The 21598-nt window shown below is 41.2% G+C and carries 22 protein-coding genes; 8 read left to right on the forward strand and 14 right to left on the reverse strand.

The window, feature by feature from the left end; all coding sequences use genetic code 11:
* Positions 1-312 precede the first annotated feature (312 nt).
* The 4 genes from DDU33_RS02350 to DDU33_RS02365 all read left to right on the forward strand — a co-directional run bounded on the left by DDU33_RS02350 (position 313) and on the right by DDU33_RS02365 (position 4537).
* Complete coding sequence (locus DDU33_RS02350; RefSeq protein WP_108922892.1) at positions 313-2097, forward strand: PTS ascorbate-specific subunit IIBC; 1785 nt, start codon at positions 313-315, stop codon at positions 2095-2097.
* Between the two features lie 76 nt (positions 2098-2173).
* On the forward strand, positions 2174-2644 hold the full coding sequence (locus DDU33_RS02355; protein ID WP_108922894.1) for a PTS sugar transporter subunit IIA: 471 nt from the start codon (positions 2174-2176) through the stop codon (positions 2642-2644).
* Positions 2645-2707: 63 nt separating this feature from the next.
* Positions 2708-3388 (forward strand): 3-keto-L-gulonate-6-phosphate decarboxylase UlaD, encoded by a 681-nt coding sequence (locus tag DDU33_RS02360; protein WP_005820872.1) that lies wholly within the window; start codon positions 2708-2710, stop codon positions 3386-3388.
* 195 nt (positions 3389-3583) lie between these two features.
* The gene (locus tag DDU33_RS02365) at positions 3584-4537 is read left to right on the forward strand and encodes a hypothetical protein (protein WP_108922896.1); all 954 of its coding nucleotides are present in this window, start codon (positions 3584-3586) and stop codon (positions 4535-4537) included.
* A 51-nt stretch (positions 4538-4588) separates the two neighbouring features.
* Here DDU33_RS02365 and prmA read toward each other — a convergent pair whose 3' ends face one another.
* The 3 genes from prmA to DDU33_RS02380 form a co-directional block, all read right to left on the reverse strand.
* Positions 4589-5473, reverse strand: coding sequence for a 50S ribosomal protein L11 methyltransferase (prmA, locus tag DDU33_RS02370; RefSeq protein ID WP_108922897.1), 885 nt, complete (start codon positions 5471-5473; stop codon positions 4589-4591).
* Between the two features lie 119 nt (positions 5474-5592).
* The gene (locus DDU33_RS02375) at positions 5593-6306 is read right to left on the reverse strand and encodes a phosphoribosyltransferase (RefSeq protein ID WP_244175327.1); all 714 of its coding nucleotides are present in this window, start codon (positions 6304-6306) and stop codon (positions 5593-5595) included.
* Between the two features lie 164 nt (positions 6307-6470).
* Positions 6471-6878, reverse strand: coding sequence for a helix-turn-helix domain-containing protein (locus tag DDU33_RS02380; RefSeq protein WP_005820299.1), 408 nt, complete (start codon positions 6876-6878; stop codon positions 6471-6473).
* Between the two features lie 109 nt (positions 6879-6987).
* Between DDU33_RS02380 and DDU33_RS02385 the strand changes: the two genes are divergently transcribed.
* The 3 genes from DDU33_RS02385 to DDU33_RS02395 all read left to right on the forward strand — a co-directional run bounded on the left by DDU33_RS02385 (position 6988) and on the right by DDU33_RS02395 (position 8195).
* Positions 6988-7359: a YkvA family protein gene (locus DDU33_RS02385; protein ID WP_005820300.1), complete on the forward strand. Its 372-nt coding sequence runs from the start codon at positions 6988-6990 to the stop codon at positions 7357-7359.
* Positions 7316-7837, forward strand: a complete 522-nt coding sequence (locus DDU33_RS02390; protein WP_005820301.1) for a lecithin retinol acyltransferase family protein — start codon at positions 7316-7318, stop codon at positions 7835-7837. The genes DDU33_RS02385 and DDU33_RS02390 overlap by 44 nt, the downstream gene beginning before the upstream one ends.
* A 67-nt stretch (positions 7838-7904) precedes the next feature.
* Positions 7905-8195, forward strand: coding sequence for a hypothetical protein (locus DDU33_RS02395; protein WP_005820302.1), 291 nt, complete (start codon positions 7905-7907; stop codon positions 8193-8195).
* 81 nt (positions 8196-8276) lie between these two features.
* Here the strand turns inward: DDU33_RS02395 and tldD are convergent, their stop codons facing one another.
* The 11 genes from tldD to mutS all read right to left on the reverse strand — a co-directional run bounded on the left by tldD (position 8277) and on the right by mutS (position 20850).
* Positions 8277-9737, reverse strand: coding sequence for a metalloprotease TldD (gene tldD / locus DDU33_RS02400; RefSeq protein ID WP_108922899.1), 1461 nt, complete (start codon positions 9735-9737; stop codon positions 8277-8279).
* Between the two features lie 106 nt (positions 9738-9843).
* A complete protein-coding gene (gene lipA / locus DDU33_RS02405; RefSeq protein ID WP_005821611.1) occupies positions 9844-10821 on the reverse strand; it encodes a lipoyl synthase in 978 nt (325 codons plus the stop codon).
* Positions 10822-10835: 14 nt separating this feature from the next.
* Entirely contained in the window at positions 10836-11492 is a 657-nt protein-coding gene (gene lipB, locus DDU33_RS02410) for a lipoyl(octanoyl) transferase LipB (protein WP_005821609.1), read from the reverse strand.
* A 125-nt stretch (positions 11493-11617) separates the two neighbouring features.
* Entirely contained in the window at positions 11618-11917 is a 300-nt protein-coding gene (gene ybeD, locus DDU33_RS02415) for a DUF493 family protein YbeD (protein ID WP_005820454.1), read from the reverse strand.
* Between the two features lie 124 nt (positions 11918-12041).
* Complete coding sequence (locus DDU33_RS02420; protein ID WP_108922902.1) at positions 12042-13220, reverse strand: serine hydrolase; 1179 nt, start codon at positions 13218-13220, stop codon at positions 12042-12044.
* A gap of 104 nt (positions 13221-13324) precedes the next feature.
* Complete coding sequence (locus DDU33_RS02425) at positions 13325-13897, reverse strand: septal ring lytic transglycosylase RlpA family protein (protein WP_005820450.1); 573 nt, start codon at positions 13895-13897, stop codon at positions 13325-13327.
* 165 nt (positions 13898-14062) lie between these two features.
* Positions 14063-15190: a rod shape-determining protein RodA gene (rodA, locus tag DDU33_RS02430; protein ID WP_005820448.1), complete on the reverse strand. Its 1128-nt coding sequence runs from the start codon at positions 15188-15190 to the stop codon at positions 14063-14065.
* Positions 15183-17144, reverse strand: coding sequence for a penicillin-binding protein 2 (mrdA, locus tag DDU33_RS02435; RefSeq protein ID WP_108922904.1), 1962 nt, complete (start codon positions 17142-17144; stop codon positions 15183-15185). Before mrdA ends, rodA begins: the two co-directional genes overlap by 8 nt.
* A 44-nt stretch (positions 17145-17188) precedes the next feature.
* Positions 17189-17656, reverse strand: a complete 468-nt coding sequence (gene rlmH / locus DDU33_RS02440; protein ID WP_005820444.1) for a 23S rRNA (pseudouridine(1915)-N(3))-methyltransferase RlmH — start codon at positions 17654-17656, stop codon at positions 17189-17191.
* Complete coding sequence (gene rsfS / locus DDU33_RS02445) at positions 17656-17970, reverse strand: ribosome silencing factor (RefSeq protein ID WP_108922906.1); 315 nt, start codon at positions 17968-17970, stop codon at positions 17656-17658. The genes rlmH and rsfS overlap by 1 nt, the downstream gene beginning before the upstream one ends.
* Before the next feature lie 285 nt (positions 17971-18255).
* The gene (mutS, locus tag DDU33_RS02450; RefSeq protein ID WP_108922908.1) at positions 18256-20850 is read right to left on the reverse strand and encodes a DNA mismatch repair protein MutS; all 2595 of its coding nucleotides are present in this window, start codon (positions 20848-20850) and stop codon (positions 18256-18258) included.
* Positions 20851-20963: 113 nt separating this feature from the next.
* On the opposite strand from mutS, the gene DDU33_RS02455 reads away from it, so the two are divergent.
* A complete protein-coding gene (locus DDU33_RS02455) occupies positions 20964-21593 on the forward strand; it encodes a glutathione S-transferase family protein (protein ID WP_108922910.1) in 630 nt (209 codons plus the stop codon).
* Positions 21594-21598: the final 5 nt, after the last annotated feature.

A 21598-nucleotide genomic window follows, 5' to 3' on the forward strand; every position in this document is an offset into this window, starting at 1 on the left:
TAATTCAATCAAATACAATCATAAATAATCATATTTTTTTGTAAAATAGTTTTTGTTGATTTTGTGATCTAGGTCTCATTTTAATTAAGCTATATACCTTTATTTTATTTAAAAAAACCCTATTTAGCCTCTCTATATTTTTTCAGGAAATGAAATAAAAATAAAATGTGATCAACCTCACAAATAATCAAAAATAATCTTTTCCCTTCAAAAAAGAGCGATTATTATTCGGTCGGATAGCGATTTTTATCGATACAAATATTCAACTTTGCTGTTGATTACATTTTTCAAAAATATATAAGAGGTACTCTTATGGAAATACTTACAGATATTCTGCTCTTTTTAAAAGATCAGGTGTTAAATAAAGCACCATTCTTACTTGGTATCGTAGCCTGCTTGGGTTACATTCTTCTGAAAAAAGACACCACCACCGTGATTAAAGGCACAATCAAAACCATCGTTGGTTTTATGATTGTACAAGCGGGTTCGGGTTTCCTTGTAACCAACTTCAAACCTGTTATCGAAGGTTTATCTAAATTCCATAACCTAACAGGTGCGGTCATCGACCCTTACACCAGTATGCAAGCCACCATTCAAACCATGGCAGATAACTATGCTTGGGTTGGTTATGCGGTAATCGGTGCATTACTTTTAAATGTTTTACTCGTAGTATTTAGACGCTTCACGGGTATTCGTACCATTATGCTCACTGGTCATATTATGTTCCAACAAGCAGGTCTTGTTGCCGTGTTCTATATGATCATCGGTGCTTCTATGTGGGAAACCATTATCTATACTTCTGTGTTAATGGCACTCTACTGGGGTATCTCTTCTAACATTATGTATAAACCGACACAAGCGGTGACCGGCGGTGCAGGTTTCTCTATCGGTCACCAACAACAAATCGCGTCTTGGATTGCAGTAAAACTTGCACCGAAACTCGGTAACAAAGATGACTCTGTTGATCATATGAACCTACCAAAATGGTTACATATCTTCCACGACAGTATCTCTGCAACTGCATTAGTGATGACAATCTTCTTCGGTATCATCTTACTTTCATTCGGTTTAGATAACTTGCAACAAATGGCAGGTAAAACCCACTGGTTTATGTACATTCTTGAAATGGGCTTGAAATTTGCGGTAGCCATTCAAATCATCGTAACCGGTGTACGTATGTTCGTGGCAGAGCTTTCTGAAGCGTTTAAAGGTATCTCTGAACGTGTGATTCCAAACTCAGTACTTGCAATCGACTGTGCGGCAATCTATGCCTTCTCACCAAATGCGATGGTATTCGGTTTTATGTGGGGTGCAATCGGTCAATTCGTGGCGGTAGGTATCTTATTAGGCTTTAGCTCACCGATTTTAATTATCCCGGGCTTTATCCCAATGTTCTTCTCTAACGCAACAATCGGTGTATTCGCTAACCAATTCGGTGGTTGGAAAGCCGTGATGAAAATCTGTTTCGTGATGGGTATCATCGAAGTGTTAGGTTCTGCGTGGGTAATCCAAATGTTAGCAAGCCAAGGTACAACCTTCAACGGTTGGATGGGTATGGCTGACTGGGCATTATTCTTCCCTCCAATCCTACAAGGTATCATTAGCGTACCAGGCTTCTTCTTCATCATTGTTGCTTTAGCGATGGTTTATATGTTCTTCGCCTCTCGCACCTTACGTGCTGAAGAAGCAGAAGCAGCCGCAAAAGGTTTAACTCTTGAACAACTAGACGGTTACGGCTTAGATGAAGTTGAAACCAAACAAGAAACCAAAGTTGAAGAAACAACAACGCAAAGTGATGCAACACCGGTGCGTATCTTAGCGGTATGTGGCTCAGGTCAAGGTTCATCAATGATGATGAAAATGAAGATCAAAGGCTACCTAGATAAACGTGGTATTCCAAACATTATGGACTCTTGTGCGGTAACGGACTACAAAGGCAAATTAAATGAAATCGACATTATCGTTTCATCTCAACACTTAGCTGCTGAAATTGAAGTGCCGGAAGGCAAAGCATTCCTAGGTGTGAAAAATATGTTAAACCCTAACTCATTCGGAGACGAACTCATTGAGTTAATTAACAAACATAATGCAAAATAATTCTAAAAATTAACCGCTTGCTCTCTCACGTTTTTCTTTAGAAGGCTGTGAGAGGGCAAACTAGAGGAAACTCACAATGAATTTAAAACAATCTTTAATTGAAAATAACTCAATCAAACTCAACCAATCAGCAAGCACTTGGCAAGAAGCCATCAAAATTGCCATTAACCCTTTAATTGAATCAGGCGCAGTCGAACCGCGCTATTATGATCGCATTATTGAATGTATCAATGAAATGGGGCCTTACATCATTCTAGCGCCAGGCTTAGCAATGCCACACGCTCGCCCTGAAGATGGCGTAAATCGCACCGCTTTTGCACTTGTTACGCTAACCCAACCTGTTGTTTTTGAAGGTGAAGATGAACCTGTTGATGTTTTACTTGCCCTTGCCGGCAGCGATTCAGATCAACATATGCAAGGCTTAATTGAAATTACCCAAGTGCTTGATGATCCGGATAGCGACACAGGTGTTGATTTAGATAAAATCCGCTGCTGCAAAACCGCAGAAGATGTCTATGCCGTGATTGATGCCGCATTAAACGGTTAATTCATACAAGCGGTTAAGAAAACAGTACTTTTTGCAAATTTTCATCTTTAAAAGGAAAACAATATGTCAAAACCACTTCTCCAAATTGCCCTTGATTCTTTAAGTTTAGAAAAAGCGGTGGCAGATGCTAAACAAGCTGAAGCCGTTGTCGATATTATCGAATGTGGCACAATCCTAGCTTGTGCAGAAGGCATGAAAGCGGTTTCAACGCTTCGAGCATTACACCCAAATCACATTATCGTCTGCGATCTAAAAACCACCGATGGTGGTGCAATCCTTGCCAAAATGGCATTTGAAGCAGGGGCGGACTGGCTTACCGTTTCAGCGGCTGCACACCCTGCAACCAAAGCAGCATGTAAAAAAGTGGCTGATGAATTTAATGCGGCTCACCCTGAATTAAAAGTGAAAAAAGAAATTCAAATCGAAATCTACGGCAACTGGACTGTTGAAAAAGATGCACAAGAATGGGTTGATTTAGGCGTAAAACAAGCCATTTACCACCGTTCGCGTGATGCGGAATTAGCAGGTAAAGGCTGGACAGCAGAAGATATTGAGCTGATGAAACAACTTTCTGCAAAAGGTTTAGAATTATCGATTACAGGCGGTATCGTGCCTGAAGATATCCACCTTTTCAAAGAAGTAACAAATGCCAAAGCCTTTATTGCCGGCCGTGCATTAGTGGGCGAAAAAGGTAAAGCGACCGCTGAAGCAATCCGTGCGGAAATTGATAAATATTGGGCATAATAGCGTTATTTCATTTAATCTCTCTCCCTCCGTAAACGGAGGGAGCAAATATTTCTGCGCTAAATTGCTTTTTAATCAGAAGCGACATCATATCGCAGCCCTTTGCAGATCCAGCCGCTTTTTTTTGAGATTTTTTTGAGCTACGTTTCATTTTAGATTATCATTTAGGCAATTTTATAAAACGGTAATAAAACAATGAACAAACTCAACTATCTCCTCCCTACTCTTTTTATTTTTTCGTCCTCCTATTCCTTTGCCGAAGAAACAGAAAATACTTGGGCTGACGAACAACATAAAAATGTGAAAGAGACCCTTCACTCTTGGTCAAATAATATCAATGATTGGTTAGGCGAAACCGATCCGAATAAACCAGCTTCTGCAAGCCTACGAGTGATGATGGATATGGAATGGTCTAAACATCATCATTTTTCTTACAAACCACGCGTACGTGGGAAAATCAAACTCCCTGTTCTCAAAAAACATCTAAGTGTTGTATTCGGTGATGAAGATTTAGAAAACCAAGCTCGAGATAAAAACCGTATTGGTAGCAACTACTCTAATCTTGACCCTAACAAGAATTATGATGCCCGCCAAGCTCGTAATGATAATGCGTCCGTCGGTTTACGTTGGTCAAATGAGGTTAAAAAACTGGGGATTGATAGCGACCTCGATGCGGGTTTACGCTCCGGAGGGGATATCTTTGGGCGTTTACGTTTAAGCAAAAAATGGGAATGGACAGAAACACTGAGCACTCGTTTAGAACAAATTTATCGTTATGGGACAAACAGTAAACACTATCTACGTACTAACTTGGAAAACCGTTATTGGGATAGTGCAAATGCCTTTATCATGAACCACACCTTCCTACAATATACCCACGATGTTGATGAAGAAACAGGTTGGGGAAATAGCTTATACCGCCAACATAACTTTGAGAATAATAAAACGCTAAGCTATGGGCTATTTGCCGGTGGGCGATTTGACCATGAACTTCATAAATTTAATTCTTGGGGGCCTTTTGTGACCTACCGCCAACCTATTTTACGTAAATGGGTGTTCATCCAGCCGGAATTAAGTTTTTATAACGATAAAGACAATGATCGTAGCCATTATTTAAGAGGCTTCTTGCGTGTAGAAGCGATCTTCTAATAAAGCACAAGCGGTTAAATTCCAACAAAATTTAACCGCTTATTCGTTCGTTTAACCGTGCTTCACGCCCGTAATACGACACCACTCTTCTTTTTCAACCACCGGGTCAAGCGTAAAATCCGGCGCATAGGCTTCGCAAACAGATTCCGCTTGTGTTGCTAAAATGCCCGATAACCCCAAATCGCCTTGTGGTTTAACCAACGTAATGATATTTGGTGCCAACTCTTTTAACGGACCGGCAAGAATGTTTGCTACCACCACATCTGCTAATAAATCTTTAGGCTGATCTTTAGCAAGGAAGAGCTCTAATCGATCCGCAACGCCATTTGCCTCAGCATTATTGGTTGAAGCTAAAATCGCTTGTGGATCAATATCAATCCCAATAGCACGCTTCGCCCCAAGTTTTAACGCAGCAATCGCTAAAATGCCTGAACCACAACCAAAGTCAATTACCGTTTTGCCGGCTAAATCCAAACCATCTAACCATTGCAAACAAAGTGCAGTTGTCGGGTGCGTACCTGTACCGAACGCTAAACCAGGGTCTAACATCACATTTACCGCATTAGGATCAGGAACCTCACGCCAACTTGGGCAAATCCATAAACGCTTACCAAATTGCATTGGGTGGAAATTATCCATCCACTCACGTTCCCAATCTTTATCTTCAATTTGCTCAATTTTGTGAGCAAAATCTTCCGCGACTAACTGGCTTTCAATTAACGCAGACACAACCGCTTTCATATCGGTTTCTGCATCGAACAAGCCCACCACATCGGTATTTCCCCAAAGACGGGTTTCGCCCGGAAGCGGTTCAAAAATTGGCGTATCTTGGCTATCCATAAAAGTAACCGAAACCGCACCAATCTCCTCTAAAAAATCGCTGATCTGCTCAGCGTGTTTATCTGTACTATTTAAACGAATTTGTACCCAAGCCATTTATTATTCCTTCTTTTTAAAAACGTTTTATTCTATCGCTTTTTCAACAAAAAACGGTAAGTTTTTTCTGAAAACTTACCGCTTGTCGTCCTCTTCTTTAATTCATTTTCATCATCATCTCATACGCCATTCTCTTGCTTTCTTGAAGAGATAATATTTCGGACTTCGTCAGCATTCTTACGCGAGTTGAGGATAAATCTTGCTTCCCATTCGGTAAGTTTCGAGAAGTCGTAGCCGAATTCGGTTTCCCACCATTTTTCAATGTCGCCATAGTTTTGCCTCAATGTTGATAATGTATCTTTTGATAATCTTAATTGTACAGAATATTGTTTCCCTGTTAAAGCATAACAACCTATTACTTTACCACCTAAGTGTTCAATATAACCTTTAATACTCGCTAATGTCCCCCCTTGTGTTTGAGTATCGTCTAAAATAATGGCTTTTTGCCCTCGTTTAAAAGTCCCATAAAACTGTGGTGAATATGCCAATCTATGCCAACCATCACCTCCTGTACGAGAAACTTTAGTTGCTTGAACAATAGATAATTCTACGGGGATATTTAATTTTTTCCCAATAACAGTCGCAGTTGCAACAGGGATCATATTCCGCCCAACAGCTTCTTCAGCGTGAACAGGAACTATCATTACATCTTGCGAACCAATAATTTGACGTAGTTTTTCCACTGCTTCATCTGTTACTAAATCTTTCGCTAATTGATAAGCCGCCTCGACATTACCTGCTTTAGCCAGCTCATATAAAGGGTGTGATGTTGCCTCCCCAAGTTTACGGTCAATAATCGTATCAGGAAAATCATCCGCCCATTTACTTCGCATAACGCCTCCGATAAAAATATCATTAGCGTTAATATATTCTTTTATCATCTTTTTTCTTTCTCAACATTTGATATTTTCGAAGCTGATCGCAAAAATAATTTAAGCGGTCTTATTCTTACAACAAAAAACGGTAAGTTTTTTCTGAAAACTTACCGCTTGTCGTATTACTGTGATAATTTCTCTACCATCTTCTGCAATGTTTCGAGTTGTGATTTTTGTAAAGCTATCAACTCATTTTTTGCAGATAACATCTCTTGTTGATGAGAAATCGTTTGTTTGAGTTGGATAATCTCAGAGGCTAAATCTTGAGAGGTGGGGTTGATGATATTTAAGCTATGGTTATTTCCACTTTCTTGAAAATAAACAACATTTCGTTCGCCAAGCGACATTAACTCCAAAATATCCGTATCAAACACTTCAACAATTTGTTCCAATTTAGGAATAGTTAAACGCGTTTCACCGCGTTCAATTTTTGCATAACCATTTGTGGACATACCTAAACGATCCGCCATTTCATCTTGCGTTAAACTTTTGCTTTCTCTTAAAAAACGGATTTTTTCATTGATTTTCATATATACCCACAAATTCGGAAGAAACCACAACTGGGGGTTGATTGTAATATAACAGCCAAATAAATACAATTTTCATCAAATTTTAATCAATTATTTAAGGGATTTTAATATGTCGGAACTTCCTGAAAACAATAAAGAAGCACTTTCTAACGAAGAATATAGCAAAAATTTCTCCGAAGAAGGATTTTGGGATAAAGCTAAAAAATATGCCAAAAAAGCCGGACTAAAAGTGATGGAACCTTCGCTAAAGATGTACTATGCAGCTCAAGATTCTGATACCCCAGTGTGGGCTAAAGGTATTATTTATGGCGCTTTAGGTTATTTTATCTTACCTATTGATGCTATCCCTGATGTAGCTCCGGTTGTGGGTTATACAGATGATCTCACAACTATAGCTGCTGCATTAGCTACTGTTGCCACACATATTAAAGATGAACATGCAGAAAAAGCAAAAGAAACCATTAAACAGTGGTTTAAATAATCCAACAAAAACATTAATAAAACTGGGTATTGTTTATAAAGCAACCAAATCCATTGTAAATAATCTATTTAGAAAACAAGTAACACCTAAATTCGGTTCAGTCGTTTATTGTGATTTGGCGTTTGGTATTGCAGAGCATTCGGGAATATATGTAGGCAATAATTCTATTGTACATTTAAATAAAGATGGCTTAATTGAAAGAGTATCATTAAATGATTTCATTAAAAATACTCCATCAATCACTATTTACGTTTCAAGCAAAAATGGGGAGGCAGTTGGAAGTGAAATTATTGGTCATTATGCTTTAGCACAATTAGGAAAGCGTGTTAAATATGATGTATTTAGGAGAAATTGCCACCAATTTTCGAGTGGTTGTCTAACCCAAGATTTTGATAATGCAGATCTATTTCTAATAAAACTAAAACGTACAACTCAACAAATACTAGGAGCAAATGAATGGCGAGTATTGGCACAATAGCAGCAATCATTTTAATTATTATGATTGTATCTTATATTGTAAAAAAATAAGTTCTAGGAAAAACACCATGGAAAAGACGTATGAATTTAAAGTTTTAGCTCAAATGGCAAAAACACATACAACAACATCAATGTATATATTTGTTGCAAGAAATGAAAGAGAAGCAAGAAATATGTTTAAAGCCAGTTTTCCTAATGCTTATAAAATAGTTTCATGTGTTCGTGGTTGTGAAAGAACAAAACCACAAATAAAACAACCTGCAAGTTCTTCAAACTCTAATGCTGTTGGGACTGTTTTACTAGGTGCTGCGGCAGTAGGAGGGTTTATTTTCTCGAAACTTTTAGGTAGTAAGAAATGATTTAAACCCTGCACGGTATAATCGTACAGGGTTATGTATAGGTTAATCTCTTAAAGATCGCTATGCCTTAGCATGCAAGGCTTACCCCCTTCCCCCCACAGTGATCTTGTCTAATTTTACCGTAGGTTGCCCAACACCGACAGGGACGGATTGTCCTTCTTTACCGCAAGTGCCGATGCCCGGGTCGAGTTCCATTTTTTTGCCGACCATTGAAACTTGTTGCATCGCTTCAATACCGCTGCCGATAAGGGTTGCACCGGTAACCGGTTGGGTGATTTTCCCTTTTTCAATGAGATAGGCTTCTGCGGTTGAGAACACAAATTTCCCCGAGGTAATATCGACTTGTCCACCACTGAAATGAGGCGCATATAAACCGTATTCAACCGACTCAATCATTTCCTCAAAATCATGGTTACCTTCCGTTAAATAGGTGTTTGTCATACGAGGCATTGGCAAATGCGCATAAGACTCACGGCGACCGTTGCCCGTTGGTACAACGCCCATTAAACGTGCATTCAGTTTATCTTGAATATAACCTTTTAAAATCCCGTTTTCGATGAGGACATTGCGTTGGGACGGTACGCCTTCATCATCAACGGTCATTGAACCTCGAGCATCTTGAATGGTGCCGTCATCGACGATGGTACACAATGGCGAGGTAACCAATTCGCCAATTTTACCGGTAAAGAGTGAAGACTCTTTCCGATTGAAATCGCCCTCTAAACCGTGTCCGACGGCTTCGTGAAGTAAAATCCCCGGCCAACCGGCACCCAGCACAATCGGCATTGAGCCTGCCGGAGCCGGCATTGCCCCTAAATTCACTAATGCCATGCGCACCGCTTCTTTCGCCAAATACTCCGCACGGTTATAGCCAACCATTTCGCCGTTGATAACCTTCGGTTCAAAAAACCAATTTAAGCCATAGCGTCCACCTGCACCTGCCGAACCTCGTTCACGTTTACCATTTTCTTCCACCAAAACAGAAACAGATAAACGCACCAAAGGGCGAATATCTGCGGCTAAAGTGCCATCACTTGCGGCAACTAACATCTCTTCATAGACGGCTGAAACATTTGCATTCACTTGGATTACCCTTGGGTCTTCCGCACGAGCCACTTTATCAACTAAGTGGAGTAATTCGACTTTTTGCTCACGGGTTAGCGTATCAAGCGGATTGAGCGAAGGGTAACGTTTACAAGCGGTCGTTTCTTTGAAATTTTTTACCAATAATTGACCGCTTTCTTGTGTGATACTGCGAGCCGCCACTGCACATTGTTCAAGCTGGTTGAGGCTAATTTGATCGGCATACGCAAAGCCTGTTTTTTCGCCTGAAACGGCACGAACGCCAAAGCCTTTATCGATGTAAAAACCGCCTTCTTTAATAATGCTGTCTTCCAACGCCCAGCTTTCATCCATACTGAGTTGGAAATAGAGATCGGCATAATCTATGTGTCGGGTGGCGAAATGATCTAATACTTGTGATAAGTGTGAAAGCTCAAGCCCACTTGGTGCTAATAAGCTCTCTGAAACCTGTTTTAACATATATATTCCTAGAAATAAAAATCGGTAAATTTTAACATAAATTTGACCGCTTTATAGAAAGGAAAACGCCACAAAAGTGGCGTTTCAAACGTAAGGATATTACAAATTATTTAACTATCTCACCTTTAGCTTGGAGGTCGGCGTGATAAGAGGAGCGTACAAAAGGTCCACAGGCGGCATGTTCGAAGCCCATTTTCTCTGCTTCTGCACGGAACATATCAAATTCTGCCGGTGGGACATAACGTTCTACTTTTAAGTGATGACGGCTCGGTTGTAAGTATTGTCCGATTGTGAGCATTGTGACACCGTGATCACGTAAATCTTGCATTACTTCTAAAATTTCTTCATTGGTTTCGCCTAAGCCGACCATTAAGCCCGATTTGGTTGGAATGTTCGGGAATTCTTGTTTGAAGATTTTAAGTAATTCTAACGACCACTTATAATCAGCACCTGGGCGGACTTCACGATATAAACGTGGCACATTTTCTAAGTTATGGTTGAACACATCTGGTGGATTTTGCTTCAAGATAGCCACCGCTTGTTCAACACGACCACGAAAATCCGGCACGAGAATTTCCACTTTGCAATCGGGATTGAGTGCTTTAATTTCTCGTACGGTTGCGGCAAAGTGTGCTGCACCACGGTCAGGTAAATCATCACGATCCACTGAAGTGATAACCACATATTTCAATTTCATATCTTGCACGGTTTCTGCCACTTTACGCGGTTCTTCCGGATCAAGCGGTAAGGGTTTACCGTGTGCCACATCACAGAATGGACAACGACGGGTACAAATCGCTCCCATGATCATAAAGGTTGCGGTTCCGTGGTTAAAACACTCGTGTAAATTTGGGCAAGAGGCTTCTTCACACACTGAGTGTAAGCCGTGTCTGCGCATTCCGTTTTTGATACTGTCAATTTTTGCCGAGCTTGCCGGGAGCTTAATTTTCATCCATTCCGGTTTTTTCAAAAGTTCTTGATCGGGGTCGATATTGCGAACTTGAATGATAGATGTTTTGGCAGCATCACGATATTTTACGCCCCGTTCCATTTTGAACGGTTCTTTTTTTACAGGCGTTGTCATAACAATGTTATTTCCTAACTGTTAATAATTTGTTGCATATTATAGCCTAAAATCTCGGTAAAGTGGGCAACCAATTTTGGCGAGACTTCATCACAAGTTAAATCATTACGATTGATTAACTCACTTAATTGGCACATTTCTAACCCTGCATAGCCACAAGGGTTAATGTTTAAGAAGGGCTGTAAGTCCATATTGATATTCAACGCCAAACCGTGAAATGAACAACCTTTTCGAATACGCAAACCGAGTGAGCAGATTTTTCGTCCATCAACATAAACCCCGGGCGCGTCTGCCTTAGGGTAACCGTTCACGCCGTAATCTGCCAAGGTTTTTACCACGCATTGTTCTAGAGCAGTAACCAACTCTCTGACTGAAATCTCTTTGCCATTTGCTTTTAACCGCTTAATGTCAATCAGCACATACATTATCTGCTGTCCTTCGCCGTGGTATGTAATTTGCCCGCCTCGATCGGTCTGAACCACGGGAATTTGGGTTGGGTTTAGTAAATGCTCGGGCTTACCGGCTGAACCTTGGGTAAACACGCTGGGGTGTTGGACAAGCCAGATTTCATCGGGGGTATTTTCATCACGATGATCGGTAAAAGATTGCATTTCGTGCCAGATTTTTTCGTAGGGCTGCGTCCCTAATTGGCGGATAATAAGGCTGGTCATTTTGATCTCTTTACTTGGGGCTGTTGAAAATCGTTATTTAACCCTCTCCCCTTGTGGGAGAGGGACAGATTTTGCTTCGTTGAGAAGCAAAATCAGGGAGAGGGGTAAAACATTCAAAGGTAAGATTATAACACCATTCTTACGCCTTGAATTTTCGCCAGTTCTTCATAAAGCGTTTCAACTTGGTCGATATGTTCTGCAATAATATCAATGGAAACCGAGTTATAAGTCCCTTTTGAGCTACGTTGTTCACGCGGGTTATAATCGCCTTTTGCGTGAATTTGCGTGACGGCAACCACATCATCAATTAAATCATCACGATGCGTGCCGACCACTTTGAAAGTAAATGCACATGGGAATTCTAATAAGTCTTTTAATTTTGCTTGTGGAAGATCTTGAAGATTTACTGTTTTATTTTGAGTCATAATATTTTCCTTATCTTAAATAATACGGAAGCGGTGGAATTTAGCAAAAAATTTGCGAAATCCCACCGCTTGCTATCTTGTCCCTATATATGGGGATTGATTTTTAAATTACAAGGCCTGTGAATTAGTTGAACAAACTCTTTACCGTTAGCACCAACCAATCCCACGCTTTACCAAAGATACCGGCTTCTTGAACGTCTTGTAATGCTTGGAGAGGACTGCTCGCCACATCTTTACCATCAAGTTGATAAATCACTTTACCTACCACTTGTCCTTTTGCTAAAGGCGCTTCTAGGCTTTTACTGTCTAACTCATAACGGGCTTTTAAATCGGCTGTTTTTCCTTTCGGAATGGTAATAAAGCTATCTTGAACAGAACCAAGTTGGACTTTATTCGCATTACCGTAATATACACTTTCTTCTTTGATCGCTTGACCCGCCGGTAATGATTTTACCGTTTCAAAATTCGCAAAGCCCCATTGAAGTAGCTTCTTACTTTCAACTTCACGGCCTTTATAGGTTGGTACGCCCATTACCACCGAGATTAAGCGAGTATTCGCATTCGTTGCAGAAGCGACTAGGTTATAACCTGCTTTATCTGTATGACCTGTTTTCATACCATCTACGTTCATCGTTTTGTCCCACAATAAACCGTTGCGGTTTGGCTGTGGTTTTTTGATGTTATATTTAAACTCTTTTTCTGCGTAGATTTTATATTCTTCCGGTTGATCACGAATCACATGTGCGCCAATAATCGCCATATCATGTGCTGAAGAGAATTGGTTCGGATCATCTAAACCGTGTACGGTAGTGAAATAAGTATTTTTTAAACCAAACTGTTGTGCATATTTATTCATTTGGTCAATAAATGCTTGCTGTGAACCTGAAGTATGTTCCGCTAAGGCAACCGCTGCATCATTACCCGAAACAATAATCAGCCCCTTCATTAAATCGCCCACCGAAACTTGCGTGTTTAAATCTAAAAACATTAATGAAGAACCTGGGAATTTTTGCGCCCAAGAATTTTCGGTCACGGTTACCATATCGCTATTGCGAACTTTACCTTGTTTAATCGCATCGCCCACAACATAAGCTGTCATCATTTTGGTTAATGAGGCAGGATATTGACGTTGATCCGGATTTAAACTCGCTAAGACAGCACCCGAGTTATAATCCATGAGAATATAGGTTTGGGCATTTAATTGCGGTGCACTAATGCCAAAATCTGTATTCACATCTGCGTAAGCAAAAGAAGAAAGCGCCATAGCACAAAGGCTAACCGATTTTAATAATGTTTTTTTCATATTAAAGATTCCGAACTGTTTAAATTTAATTTTATAAAATAACGATAAAAACTAAGGGCTTGTTGGTAACCAACAACCCCTTAAATAAACCGGCTTCAGAAAAATTAAATATCTTCTTCCTGAATTTCAGTCGATTTTTTATTTTTATTCAAGATCGCTAATTTAACCTTAGCTGTGCCTGAATGATGCATGCCTAATTGACGCGCTGCTGTTTTCGATAAATCAATGACACGTGCATGGGCATAAGGACCACGGTCATTTACTCGCACGACCACTTTTTTACCATTACGCATATTCGTCACTTCAACTAACGTCCCGAAAGGTAATGTTTTATGGGCGGCGGTCATTGCAGCGTTATTAAAGGTTTCGCCATTTGCGGTACGGCGACCGTTAAATTTGTCTGCATAATAGCTCGCAACACCAGATTGGAAATGCTGACGAGCGACTTTTTTCTGTAAGTCTTGTTTGGCTTTCACGGCTTTTTTCGCAGATTTTTGCGAAGATTTAACCGCTTTTACCGTTTGTTTTGATGTTTTAACTTTAGCAACAACCTTCTTTTTGGCTACTACTGTCGTTTTCACACTTGTTTTTGCGTGTTTAGTTGCTGCAACAGAATTCAATGATCCGAATGTTAAGAATCCAGCTAACAACAGGGTTACAATTTTACTTAATCGCATAAGTATGTATTCCTCATTTAGATATCGTTTCGTTTGTAACGATGTTTGTATTGCCCATCACGCTTAGAAAGAATGATGGTTGGCTGTTAATCTCTAATAGATAACTGCTCTTGTATGTGCTTTTTGATACCGCAAAAAAGCAAAAGTTTAATTTTAATGCAAAAATTATTTAAGTTTACTATAAGGATTGTTGTCATTTGCTCGTTTTCTATGCACGTAGCTTGACATCATCAACCCAAAAGCCGCCATAAGTGTAACATAAGATGTTCCCCCATAGCTAAACAGTGGTAAGGGTACACCAACTACGGGTAAAATACCACTTACCATACCAATGTTTACAAAAACATACACAAAAAAGAGTAATGCTGTGCCACCAGAAAGAATGCGCCCGAATGCATTATCCGATTTTGCGCCAATCATCAGCCCTCGTGCAATAATAAACAAATAGATGGCTAATAAGATCAATACCCCAATTAAACCATGCTCTTCACTTAATACCGCAAAGATAAAATCGGTATGTGGCTCAGGCAAAAATTCAAGTTGAGATTGCGTGCCTTCCATCCAGCCTTTTCCGTGTAGTCCACCTGAACCAATCGCAATTTTTGACTGAATAATATGGTAACCCGCACCCAGCGGATCTTTCTCTGGGTCGATCAATGTCATTACCCGTGTTTTCTGATAATCATGCATCAAAAAGAACCACATTATCGGAATAAATCCGGCAAGAAATACCACGCCGGCGCCAATTAACTTCCAACTCAATCCGGCTAAAAACAGAACGAAAATCCCTGCTGCACAAACAAGAATTGAGGTTCCTAAGTCCGGTTGCATCGCAACGAGCAAGGTTGGAAAAACAATAATGGCTAAAGCAATAAAGGTATCTCTGAAACTCGGTGGTAACGGGCGATTACTTAAAAAGGTGGCCACCATCAAAGGCACCGCTAATTTCGCAATTTCCGAAGGTTGAAAACGTACAAAGCCTAAATTGAGCCAACGCTGTGCTCCTTTACTGGTTTCACCAATTAAATCTACTAGTACCAACATCACTATCGTGACTGCATAAAGATACGGCGAAACTTGTTTATAGACTCTTGGTGGAATCATTGCCATGACAAACATCACGCCTAAGCCTAATGTGACTTGGACAATTCGGTTGGTAAACATTCGTTCACTCGCACCACTTGCGCTATATAACACAAGTAAACCATATCCGGTAATCGTTAATAATCCGAGCAATAACCATACATCAAGAGAAAAGACTTTCCAAAAGAGTTTCTTAAAGCCATTATTCATTTACTTCGCCCTCTGGCATTGTTTCAAGCGGTTGAATTTGCTCATTTTTTTGCAAAGGTTGAGCGCCCTCATTTTTCAATGTATTGGATAACGCAAAATCAAAGACTTTACGTGCAACCGGAGCTGCCACACTACCACCACCGCCGGCATTTTCTAAAATGATGGCAACCACCACCTTAGGATTATCATAAGGGGCATAGCCCATAAACCACGCATGGTCGTGCAACTCTTTTTTCAAGGCGTTTTTATTATATTTACCGCCTTTTAAGTTAAACACCTGTGCCGTCCCTGTTTTTCCGGCGGCACGATAGAACGAGCCACCCGCTTTCTTACCCGTACCATTGCCGGCATTGATTACGTTATACATGCCCAGTTTCGCCACTTGCCAAAAACGCTCTGGCACACCGGTGATATCTTCATAAAGCGCAGGGTCTTTGTAAGGCTCTACTGCTTTTGCACTCATCACTTCTTTCATTAAATGAGGCGTATTAACCCGACCATTATTGATCAACACCGAAGTCGCCTTCGCAAGTTGTAGGGGGGTGGCAATCCAATAACCTTGCCCAATCCCAACCGGAATGGTATCCCCTTGCACCCAAGTTTTTTTATAGCGAGCCATTTTCCACTCTTTGCTTGGCATAACACCGGCTGACTCTTCAAAAAGGTCGATACCGGTTTTCTGTCCAAAACCAAATTTTTTCATCCATTCAGACATCTTATCAATGCCCGTATCGTATGCCAGCTGATAGAAAAAGGTATCCGAAGACTCGGTAATCGCTTTATTGACATTCGTTGCGCCGTGCCCGGATTTTTTCCAGTCACGATAGCGTTGTGTCGTTCCCGGCAAAATCCAGTAGCCTGGGTCAAAAATGGTGGTGGTTGGCGTAATTTTCCCTTCGGCTAACCCCATCACAGCGTAAAAAGGTTTCACAGTCGATGCTGGTGGATAAGTCCCCTGCGTTGCCCGACTATAAAGCGGACGAGCAGGGTCTTCCAATAATGCTTTATAATCCTTACCGGATACACCACCTACAAACAAGTTATTATCATAACTTGGGTTGGTTACCATCGCCAAAATACTGCTATCACGAGGATCCATCACAACCACTGAGCCACGCTGATTACCCAATAAATTCTGAATATATTGTTGTAATTCCACATCAATAGTTAAACGAATGGAACTGCCTGCCGCACCTTCTTGATCACGTAATTTCCGAATTACCTTCCCTCGGTTATTGATTTCTACCTCTTCAAACCCTGTTTGCCCGTGCAGCTGATCTTCGTAGTACTTTTCAATACCCAGTTTTCCCATATCGTGAGAACCCGCATAATTACCGAATTTACCCTCTTCTTCGAGCTTTTTCTTATCTCTTTCGTTAATTTTCGCGACATAACCCAAAATATGCGTTAGCGTTTCGCCATAAGGGTAGTTACGTTTGTAGTAGGCTTGCACATCTAAACTCGGGAAGCGATATTGATTAACGGCAAAACGTGCCATTTGTTCTTCGTCTAAATTGCCTTTCAACAAAATCGGGGTATAACGTGAAGTCCGCTTTTTCTCTTTGCGGAAATTCTCAATATCTTCATCGGTTAAACCCACAACCTCTTTAAGATCGATTAAGGTTTGTTCTAAATCCTGCGTTTTTTCCGGCACGATGAATAAACCAAAATAGGTAATATTTTCTGCCAACACTTTACCGTTGCGGTCATAAATCAAGCCACGCGTTGGCGGAACAGGCAATAATTTAATCCGGTTGCCATTCGAACGGGTTTGGTAATCCTCATAACTACTGATTTGGAGATGGTACAGATTAGCAATCAACACGCCGGTTAAAGCGAGTACGCCGACAAAAGCCACGACCGCACGGCGAGCAAATAAATTACTCTCCGCTTGCCCGTTTCTCACTTTTTCATGAGGCTTAGCCGACATCAATTTTCCGAGTTTACCAAACATACTTATCTCAAATTGCAAAATTTTCTTTAAATCACACCGCTTGTTTATTCACGATGATAAGGGTGGTTAGTGCTTAAAGACCACGCACGATATAAACTTTCAGCGACCACAACACGCACCAAAGGATGTGGCAACGTTAAAGGCGAAAGTGACCAACTCTGTTCAGCGGCTTGTTTACATTCCGGCGATAACCCTTCTGGCCCACCAATGAGCAAACAAACATCTCGCCCATCATTTTTCCAACCTTCTAGTTGCTTCGCCAACTGCTCGGTTGTCCACGGCTTTCCGGGAATATCTAGCGTAACGATTTTCCCTTTACCGGCTGCGGCTAACATCGCCTTCCCTTCTTGCTCCAGAATACGTTTAATATCCGCATTTTTGCCACGTTTACCGGCTGGAATTTCAATCAATTCGAAGGGCATATCATTCGGAAAACGGCGTTGGTATTCTTCAAAACCGACTTTTACCCAATCAGGCATTTTTTGCCCTACGGCAATTAATTTAATCTTCATTACGACCAAAGTTTCTCTAATTGGTACATTTCACGGGCATCCGCTTGAAGCAAATGCACGATAGCTTGTCCGAAATCCACAACAATCCAATCCGCCACGGCTTTACCTTCATCGCCAAACACCTCAAAACCGGCTTGTTTTGCTTCTGCGGCTAATTTGTCCGCCGTTGCCGCAACGTGACGAACCGAAGTCCCTGTTGCGATAATCATCGTATCAGTAATACTTGATTTACCACGAACATCAATAGCTAAAATATCTTGTGCTTTTAAATCATCTAAAGTGGTTGTTAAAAATTCGACTAATTGTTTTTCCACGTTTCTTTTCCATTCATAATTACTAAAAACGGGGAATTTTAACACAGATTAGAAAGGGATAAAAAAATAAGCGGTAGGAATTTGCAAATTTTTTACAATGACAGGTAAATGAGCTTTGGATAAAAGAAGCGGTAATGGTGTAATCGTGGCCTAAACTTTCGATTTTTGTAGGGGCGGGGTTTATCCCCGCCCGTTAAAAAGAAATCGGGTGGGGATAAACCCCACCCCAACAAATCTTTGAGGAAGGTTCTTTATCAAATTGAGAATTTTTATATTCTCTCTCCCCTACCTCTGCAACGCTTTTAAACGATACAGCACTTCTAACGCTTGTTTAGGGGTAAGTTCATCGGGATCAACTTCTGCAAGGGCTTTTTCGACTTCGCTTTCAATCGCAACAAGCGGTGGGATTTCTGCGCTGTTTTGCAAATCGTTGGAAAATAACAAATCCGCTTGCGGATTTTCTGCGCCCACTTTGGTTTGTTCAGAAATCGTTTCTAAATGTGCTAACCGCTGTTTCGCTAACTGAATAACCGCTTTAGGTACGCCGGCAAGCGCCGCCACTGCTAAACCATAGCTTTTACTCGCTGCCCCTTCTTGAACAGAGTGCATAAACACAATCGTATCGTTATACTCCCTTGCATCTAAATGCACATTGGCAACGCCTTTTAAAAGATTAGGCAAGCTGGTCAATTCAAAATAGTGTGTCGCAAACAACGTGAGCGATTGGCTTTTCTTCGCCAGCCATTCAGCACACGCCCACGCTAATGAAAGCCCGTCATAAGTTGAAGTACCTCGCCCAATTTCATCAATTAACACCAAGCTATATTCAGTGGCTTGATGAAGAATATTCGCCATTTCGGTCATTTCCACCATAAAGGTTGAACGTCCGGAAGCTAAATCATCGCTTGCGCCAATACGGGTAAAAATGCGATCGACAATGCCGATTTCCGCACTCTCTGCCGGCACAAAACTACCGATGTACGCCATAAGCGTGATCAACGCAATTTGACGCATATAGGTGCTTTTTCCCCCCATATTCGGCCCCGTTACCACCAATAAATGTCGTTGCCCATTCAAATAAACCGGGTTCGCAATAAAAGGCTCTTTTAGCACTTGCTCAACGACTGGATGACGACCGCCTTTGATATTGATGATACGTTGAGGGCTAAAGGTTGGTTTGACATAACCCAGATTTTCCGCACGTTCAGCTAAATTGGTCAAAACATCCAGCTCCGACAATGCCATTGCCGCTAACTGTAATTCGCCTAAACGAGGAATCATAAAATCAAACAATGCTTCGTAAAGTTGTTTTTCCAACGCCAAAGAAGCTCCTTTTGCTTTTAACACCTTATCTTCATAGGTTTTTAGTTCAGGAATGATATAACGTTCGGCATTTTTTAGGGTTTGGCGGCGTACATAGTGAATAGGTGCTTTATGTGCCTGCCCTTGGCTAATTTGAATATAGTAGCCGTGAACAGCATTAAAACCGATTTTAAGCGTATCAATGCCTGTGGCTTCTCGTTCTCGTTGTTCTAGATTTTCTAAGTATTGAGTTGCCCCATCGGCTAAATCACGCCATTCATCTAATTCTGCGTTGTAGCCTGCTGCAATGACCCCGCCATCACGAATAAGCTGTGGTGGATTTTCAATAATCGCTCGTTCTAACAAATCGTGAAGTTCGCTAAAATCACCGATTTGGTACAGTAACTGATCTAAACTTGCAGTTAAATGTTGCGAACTCTGCACGATGTCAGGAATTTGCCCCAATGCCGAACGTAAACGGGTTAAATCACGAGGGCGAGCCGAGCGAAGTGCCACACGAGCTAAAATACGCTCCATATCGCCCACGTTTTGTAGCAAAGATTGAAGCGGTTGAATTTGTCCATTTTTTTGCAAAGCATCAATCGTCTCTTGACGCTCTTCCAACTTTTTCATCTGGCGGATAGGTTGGTGGATCCAACGTTTAAGCAAGCGACTTCCCATCGGCGTAACGCATTTATCCAACACTGCGGCTAACGTATTTTCCGTCCCACCGGCAAGGTTTTGCGTTAATTCCAAATTGCGGCGTGTGGCGGCATCTAATAACACTGTATCGTGATTTTGAGCCAGATGAATGCTGTTGATGTGAGGCAGTGCCGTACGTTGTGTTTCTTGTGCATAATGCAACACACAACCTGCAGCACAAAGTGCAACCACCGCTTTTTCGACCCCAAACCCCGCCAAACTTTGCGTACCAAATTGACGGTTTAACAGTTGAATTGCCGTCACTAACTCAAATTCCCATACCGGACGGCGGCGTAACCCTTTGTAATTATTTAAAATTTGTGCATAACCAAAATCTTCAGCATAGAGAATTTCTGCCGGGCTAACCCGTTGTAATTCAGCCGCGAGCGCTTCTTTATTTGGCAATTCACTGATTAAGAAACGACCTGATGTCATATCTAACGTTGCAATCGCAAAAGTACCTTTCTCCTCATAAATGGCTGCCACAAGGTTATCTTGTCGCTCGGGTAAAAGCGCTTCATCACTAACTGTGCCAGGTGTAACGATGCGTACCACTTTACGTTCAACGGGCCCTTTACTCGTGGTTGGATCGCCAACTTGCTCACAAATTGCCACACTTTCGCCCAAAGCCACCAATTTCGCCAAATAACCTTCAACGGCGTGATAAGGCACGCCTGCCATAGGAATAGGCTCGCCTGCAGATGCGCCTCGTTTGGTTAAAGAAATATCTAATAACGCAGCCGCTTTTTTCGCATCGTCATAAAACAACTCGTAAAAATCGCCCATACGATAAAAAAGCAAAATATCGGGATTTTGGGCTTTAAGTTGCAAATACTGTTGCATCATCGGCGTATGATTTGAAAGTTCTTGGGTCATAACATTCTTTGAGTAAATAAAAAATTAGACGTAGTTTATCAGATTGCCCCACCCTGTACAAAATCACGGAGGCTCACTATAATTTGAGGAACTTTTCTTAAGAGGACAAAACAATGAAATTATATGGATTACCGGGCTCTTGCTCATTTGTTCCCCACGTTGCATTAGAGTGGATTAAACAAAAAACCAATACCCAATATGAATATCAAGCAGTTACACGTGAATTTATTAAATCGCCTGAATACCTTGCATTAAACCCACGTGGTGCCGTGCCGGTATTAGTGGACGGCGATCTTGCGCTTTCACAAAACCAAGCGATTTTGCACTATTTGGACGAGGTTTACCCAGAGGTTAAACTTTTTGGTAGTAAAACCGCTCGAGATAAAGCAAAAGCAGCACGCTGGTTAGCGTTCTTCAACGGCGATATTCACAAATCTTTCGTGCCATTATTCCGCTTACCAAGCTACGCAGCGGATAATGAAGCCTTAGCAAACGCCATTCGCCAACAAGCGGCAGAGCAGATTTTAGACCAATTAACCACAGCAAATGAACATTTAGAAACCCACGCTTTCTTTGGCGAGACGATTTCTGTTGCGGATGTTTACCTATACACCATGTTAAATTGGTGCTATTTACTTAAACTCGATTTTAGCCACTTATCGCAACTTGCCCCATTTATGAAACGTGTTGAAGCAGACAGCAGCGTACAGCAGGCTCGTGAGCAAGAGGGTTTGAATAAATAAAACTC

The organism is Actinobacillus porcitonsillarum (assembly GCF_003101015.1).
Classification (GTDB): domain Bacteria; phylum Pseudomonadota; class Gammaproteobacteria; order Enterobacterales; family Pasteurellaceae; genus Haemophilus_A; species Haemophilus_A porcitonsillarum.

What these genes read in the sequence shown, in the direction of transcription:
- prmA (WP_108922897.1), bottom strand. Translation starts at nt 5,473, where the DNA reads ATGGCTTGGGTACAAATTCGTTTAAATAGTACAGATAAACACGCTGAG.
- mutS (WP_108922908.1), bottom strand. Translation starts at nt 20,850, where the DNA reads ATGACCCAAGAACTTTCAAATCATACGCCGATGATGCAACAGTATTTG.
- DDU33_RS02420 (WP_108922902.1), bottom strand. Translation starts at nt 13,220, where the DNA reads ATGAAAAAAACATTATTAAAATCGGTTAGCCTTTGTGCTATGGCGCTT.
- DDU33_RS02385 (WP_005820300.1), top strand. Translation starts at nt 6,988, where the DNA reads ATGTCGGAACTTCCTGAAAACAATAAAGAAGCACTTTCTAACGAAGAA.
- DDU33_RS02365 (WP_108922896.1), top strand. Translation starts at nt 3,584, where the DNA reads ATGAACAAACTCAACTATCTCCTCCCTACTCTTTTTATTTTTTCGTCC.
- rlmH (WP_005820444.1), bottom strand. Translation starts at nt 17,656, where the DNA reads ATGAAGATTAAATTAATTGCCGTAGGGCAAAAAATGCCTGATTGGGTA.
- lipB (WP_005821609.1), bottom strand. Translation starts at nt 11,492, where the DNA reads ATGACCAGCCTTATTATCCGCCAATTAGGGACGCAGCCCTACGAAAAA.
- tldD (WP_108922899.1), bottom strand. Translation starts at nt 9,737, where the DNA reads ATGTTAAAACAGGTTTCAGAGAGCTTATTAGCACCAAGTGGGCTTGAG.
- DDU33_RS02375 (WP_244175327.1), bottom strand. Translation starts at nt 6,306, where the DNA reads ATGCGAAGTAAATGGGCGGATGATTTTCCTGATACGATTATTGACCGT.
- DDU33_RS02395 (WP_005820302.1), top strand. Translation starts at nt 7,905, where the DNA reads ATGGAAAAGACGTATGAATTTAAAGTTTTAGCTCAAATGGCAAAAACA.
- DDU33_RS02360 (WP_005820872.1), top strand. Translation starts at nt 2,708, where the DNA reads ATGTCAAAACCACTTCTCCAAATTGCCCTTGATTCTTTAAGTTTAGAA.
- mrdA (WP_108922904.1), bottom strand. Translation starts at nt 17,144, where the DNA reads ATGTTTGGTAAACTCGGAAAATTGATGTCGGCTAAGCCTCATGAAAAA.
- DDU33_RS02350 (WP_108922892.1), top strand. Translation starts at nt 313, where the DNA reads ATGGAAATACTTACAGATATTCTGCTCTTTTTAAAAGATCAGGTGTTA.
- DDU33_RS02380 (WP_005820299.1), bottom strand. Translation starts at nt 6,878, where the DNA reads ATGAAAATCAATGAAAAAATCCGTTTTTTAAGAGAAAGCAAAAGTTTA.
- lipA (WP_005821611.1), bottom strand. Translation starts at nt 10,821, where the DNA reads ATGACAACGCCTGTAAAAAAAGAACCGTTCAAAATGGAACGGGGCGTA.
- DDU33_RS02425 (WP_005820450.1), bottom strand. Translation starts at nt 13,897, where the DNA reads ATGCGATTAAGTAAAATTGTAACCCTGTTGTTAGCTGGATTCTTAACA.
- DDU33_RS02355 (WP_108922894.1), top strand. Translation starts at nt 2,174, where the DNA reads ATGAATTTAAAACAATCTTTAATTGAAAATAACTCAATCAAACTCAAC.
- ybeD (WP_005820454.1), bottom strand. Translation starts at nt 11,917, where the DNA reads ATGACTCAAAATAAAACAGTAAATCTTCAAGATCTTCCACAAGCAAAA.
- DDU33_RS02455 (WP_108922910.1), top strand. Translation starts at nt 20,964, where the DNA reads ATGAAATTATATGGATTACCGGGCTCTTGCTCATTTGTTCCCCACGTT.
- DDU33_RS02390 (WP_005820301.1), top strand. Translation starts at nt 7,316, where the DNA reads ATGCAGAAAAAGCAAAAGAAACCATTAAACAGTGGTTTAAATAATCCA.
- rodA (WP_005820448.1), bottom strand. Translation starts at nt 15,190, where the DNA reads ATGAATAATGGCTTTAAGAAACTCTTTTGGAAAGTCTTTTCTCTTGAT.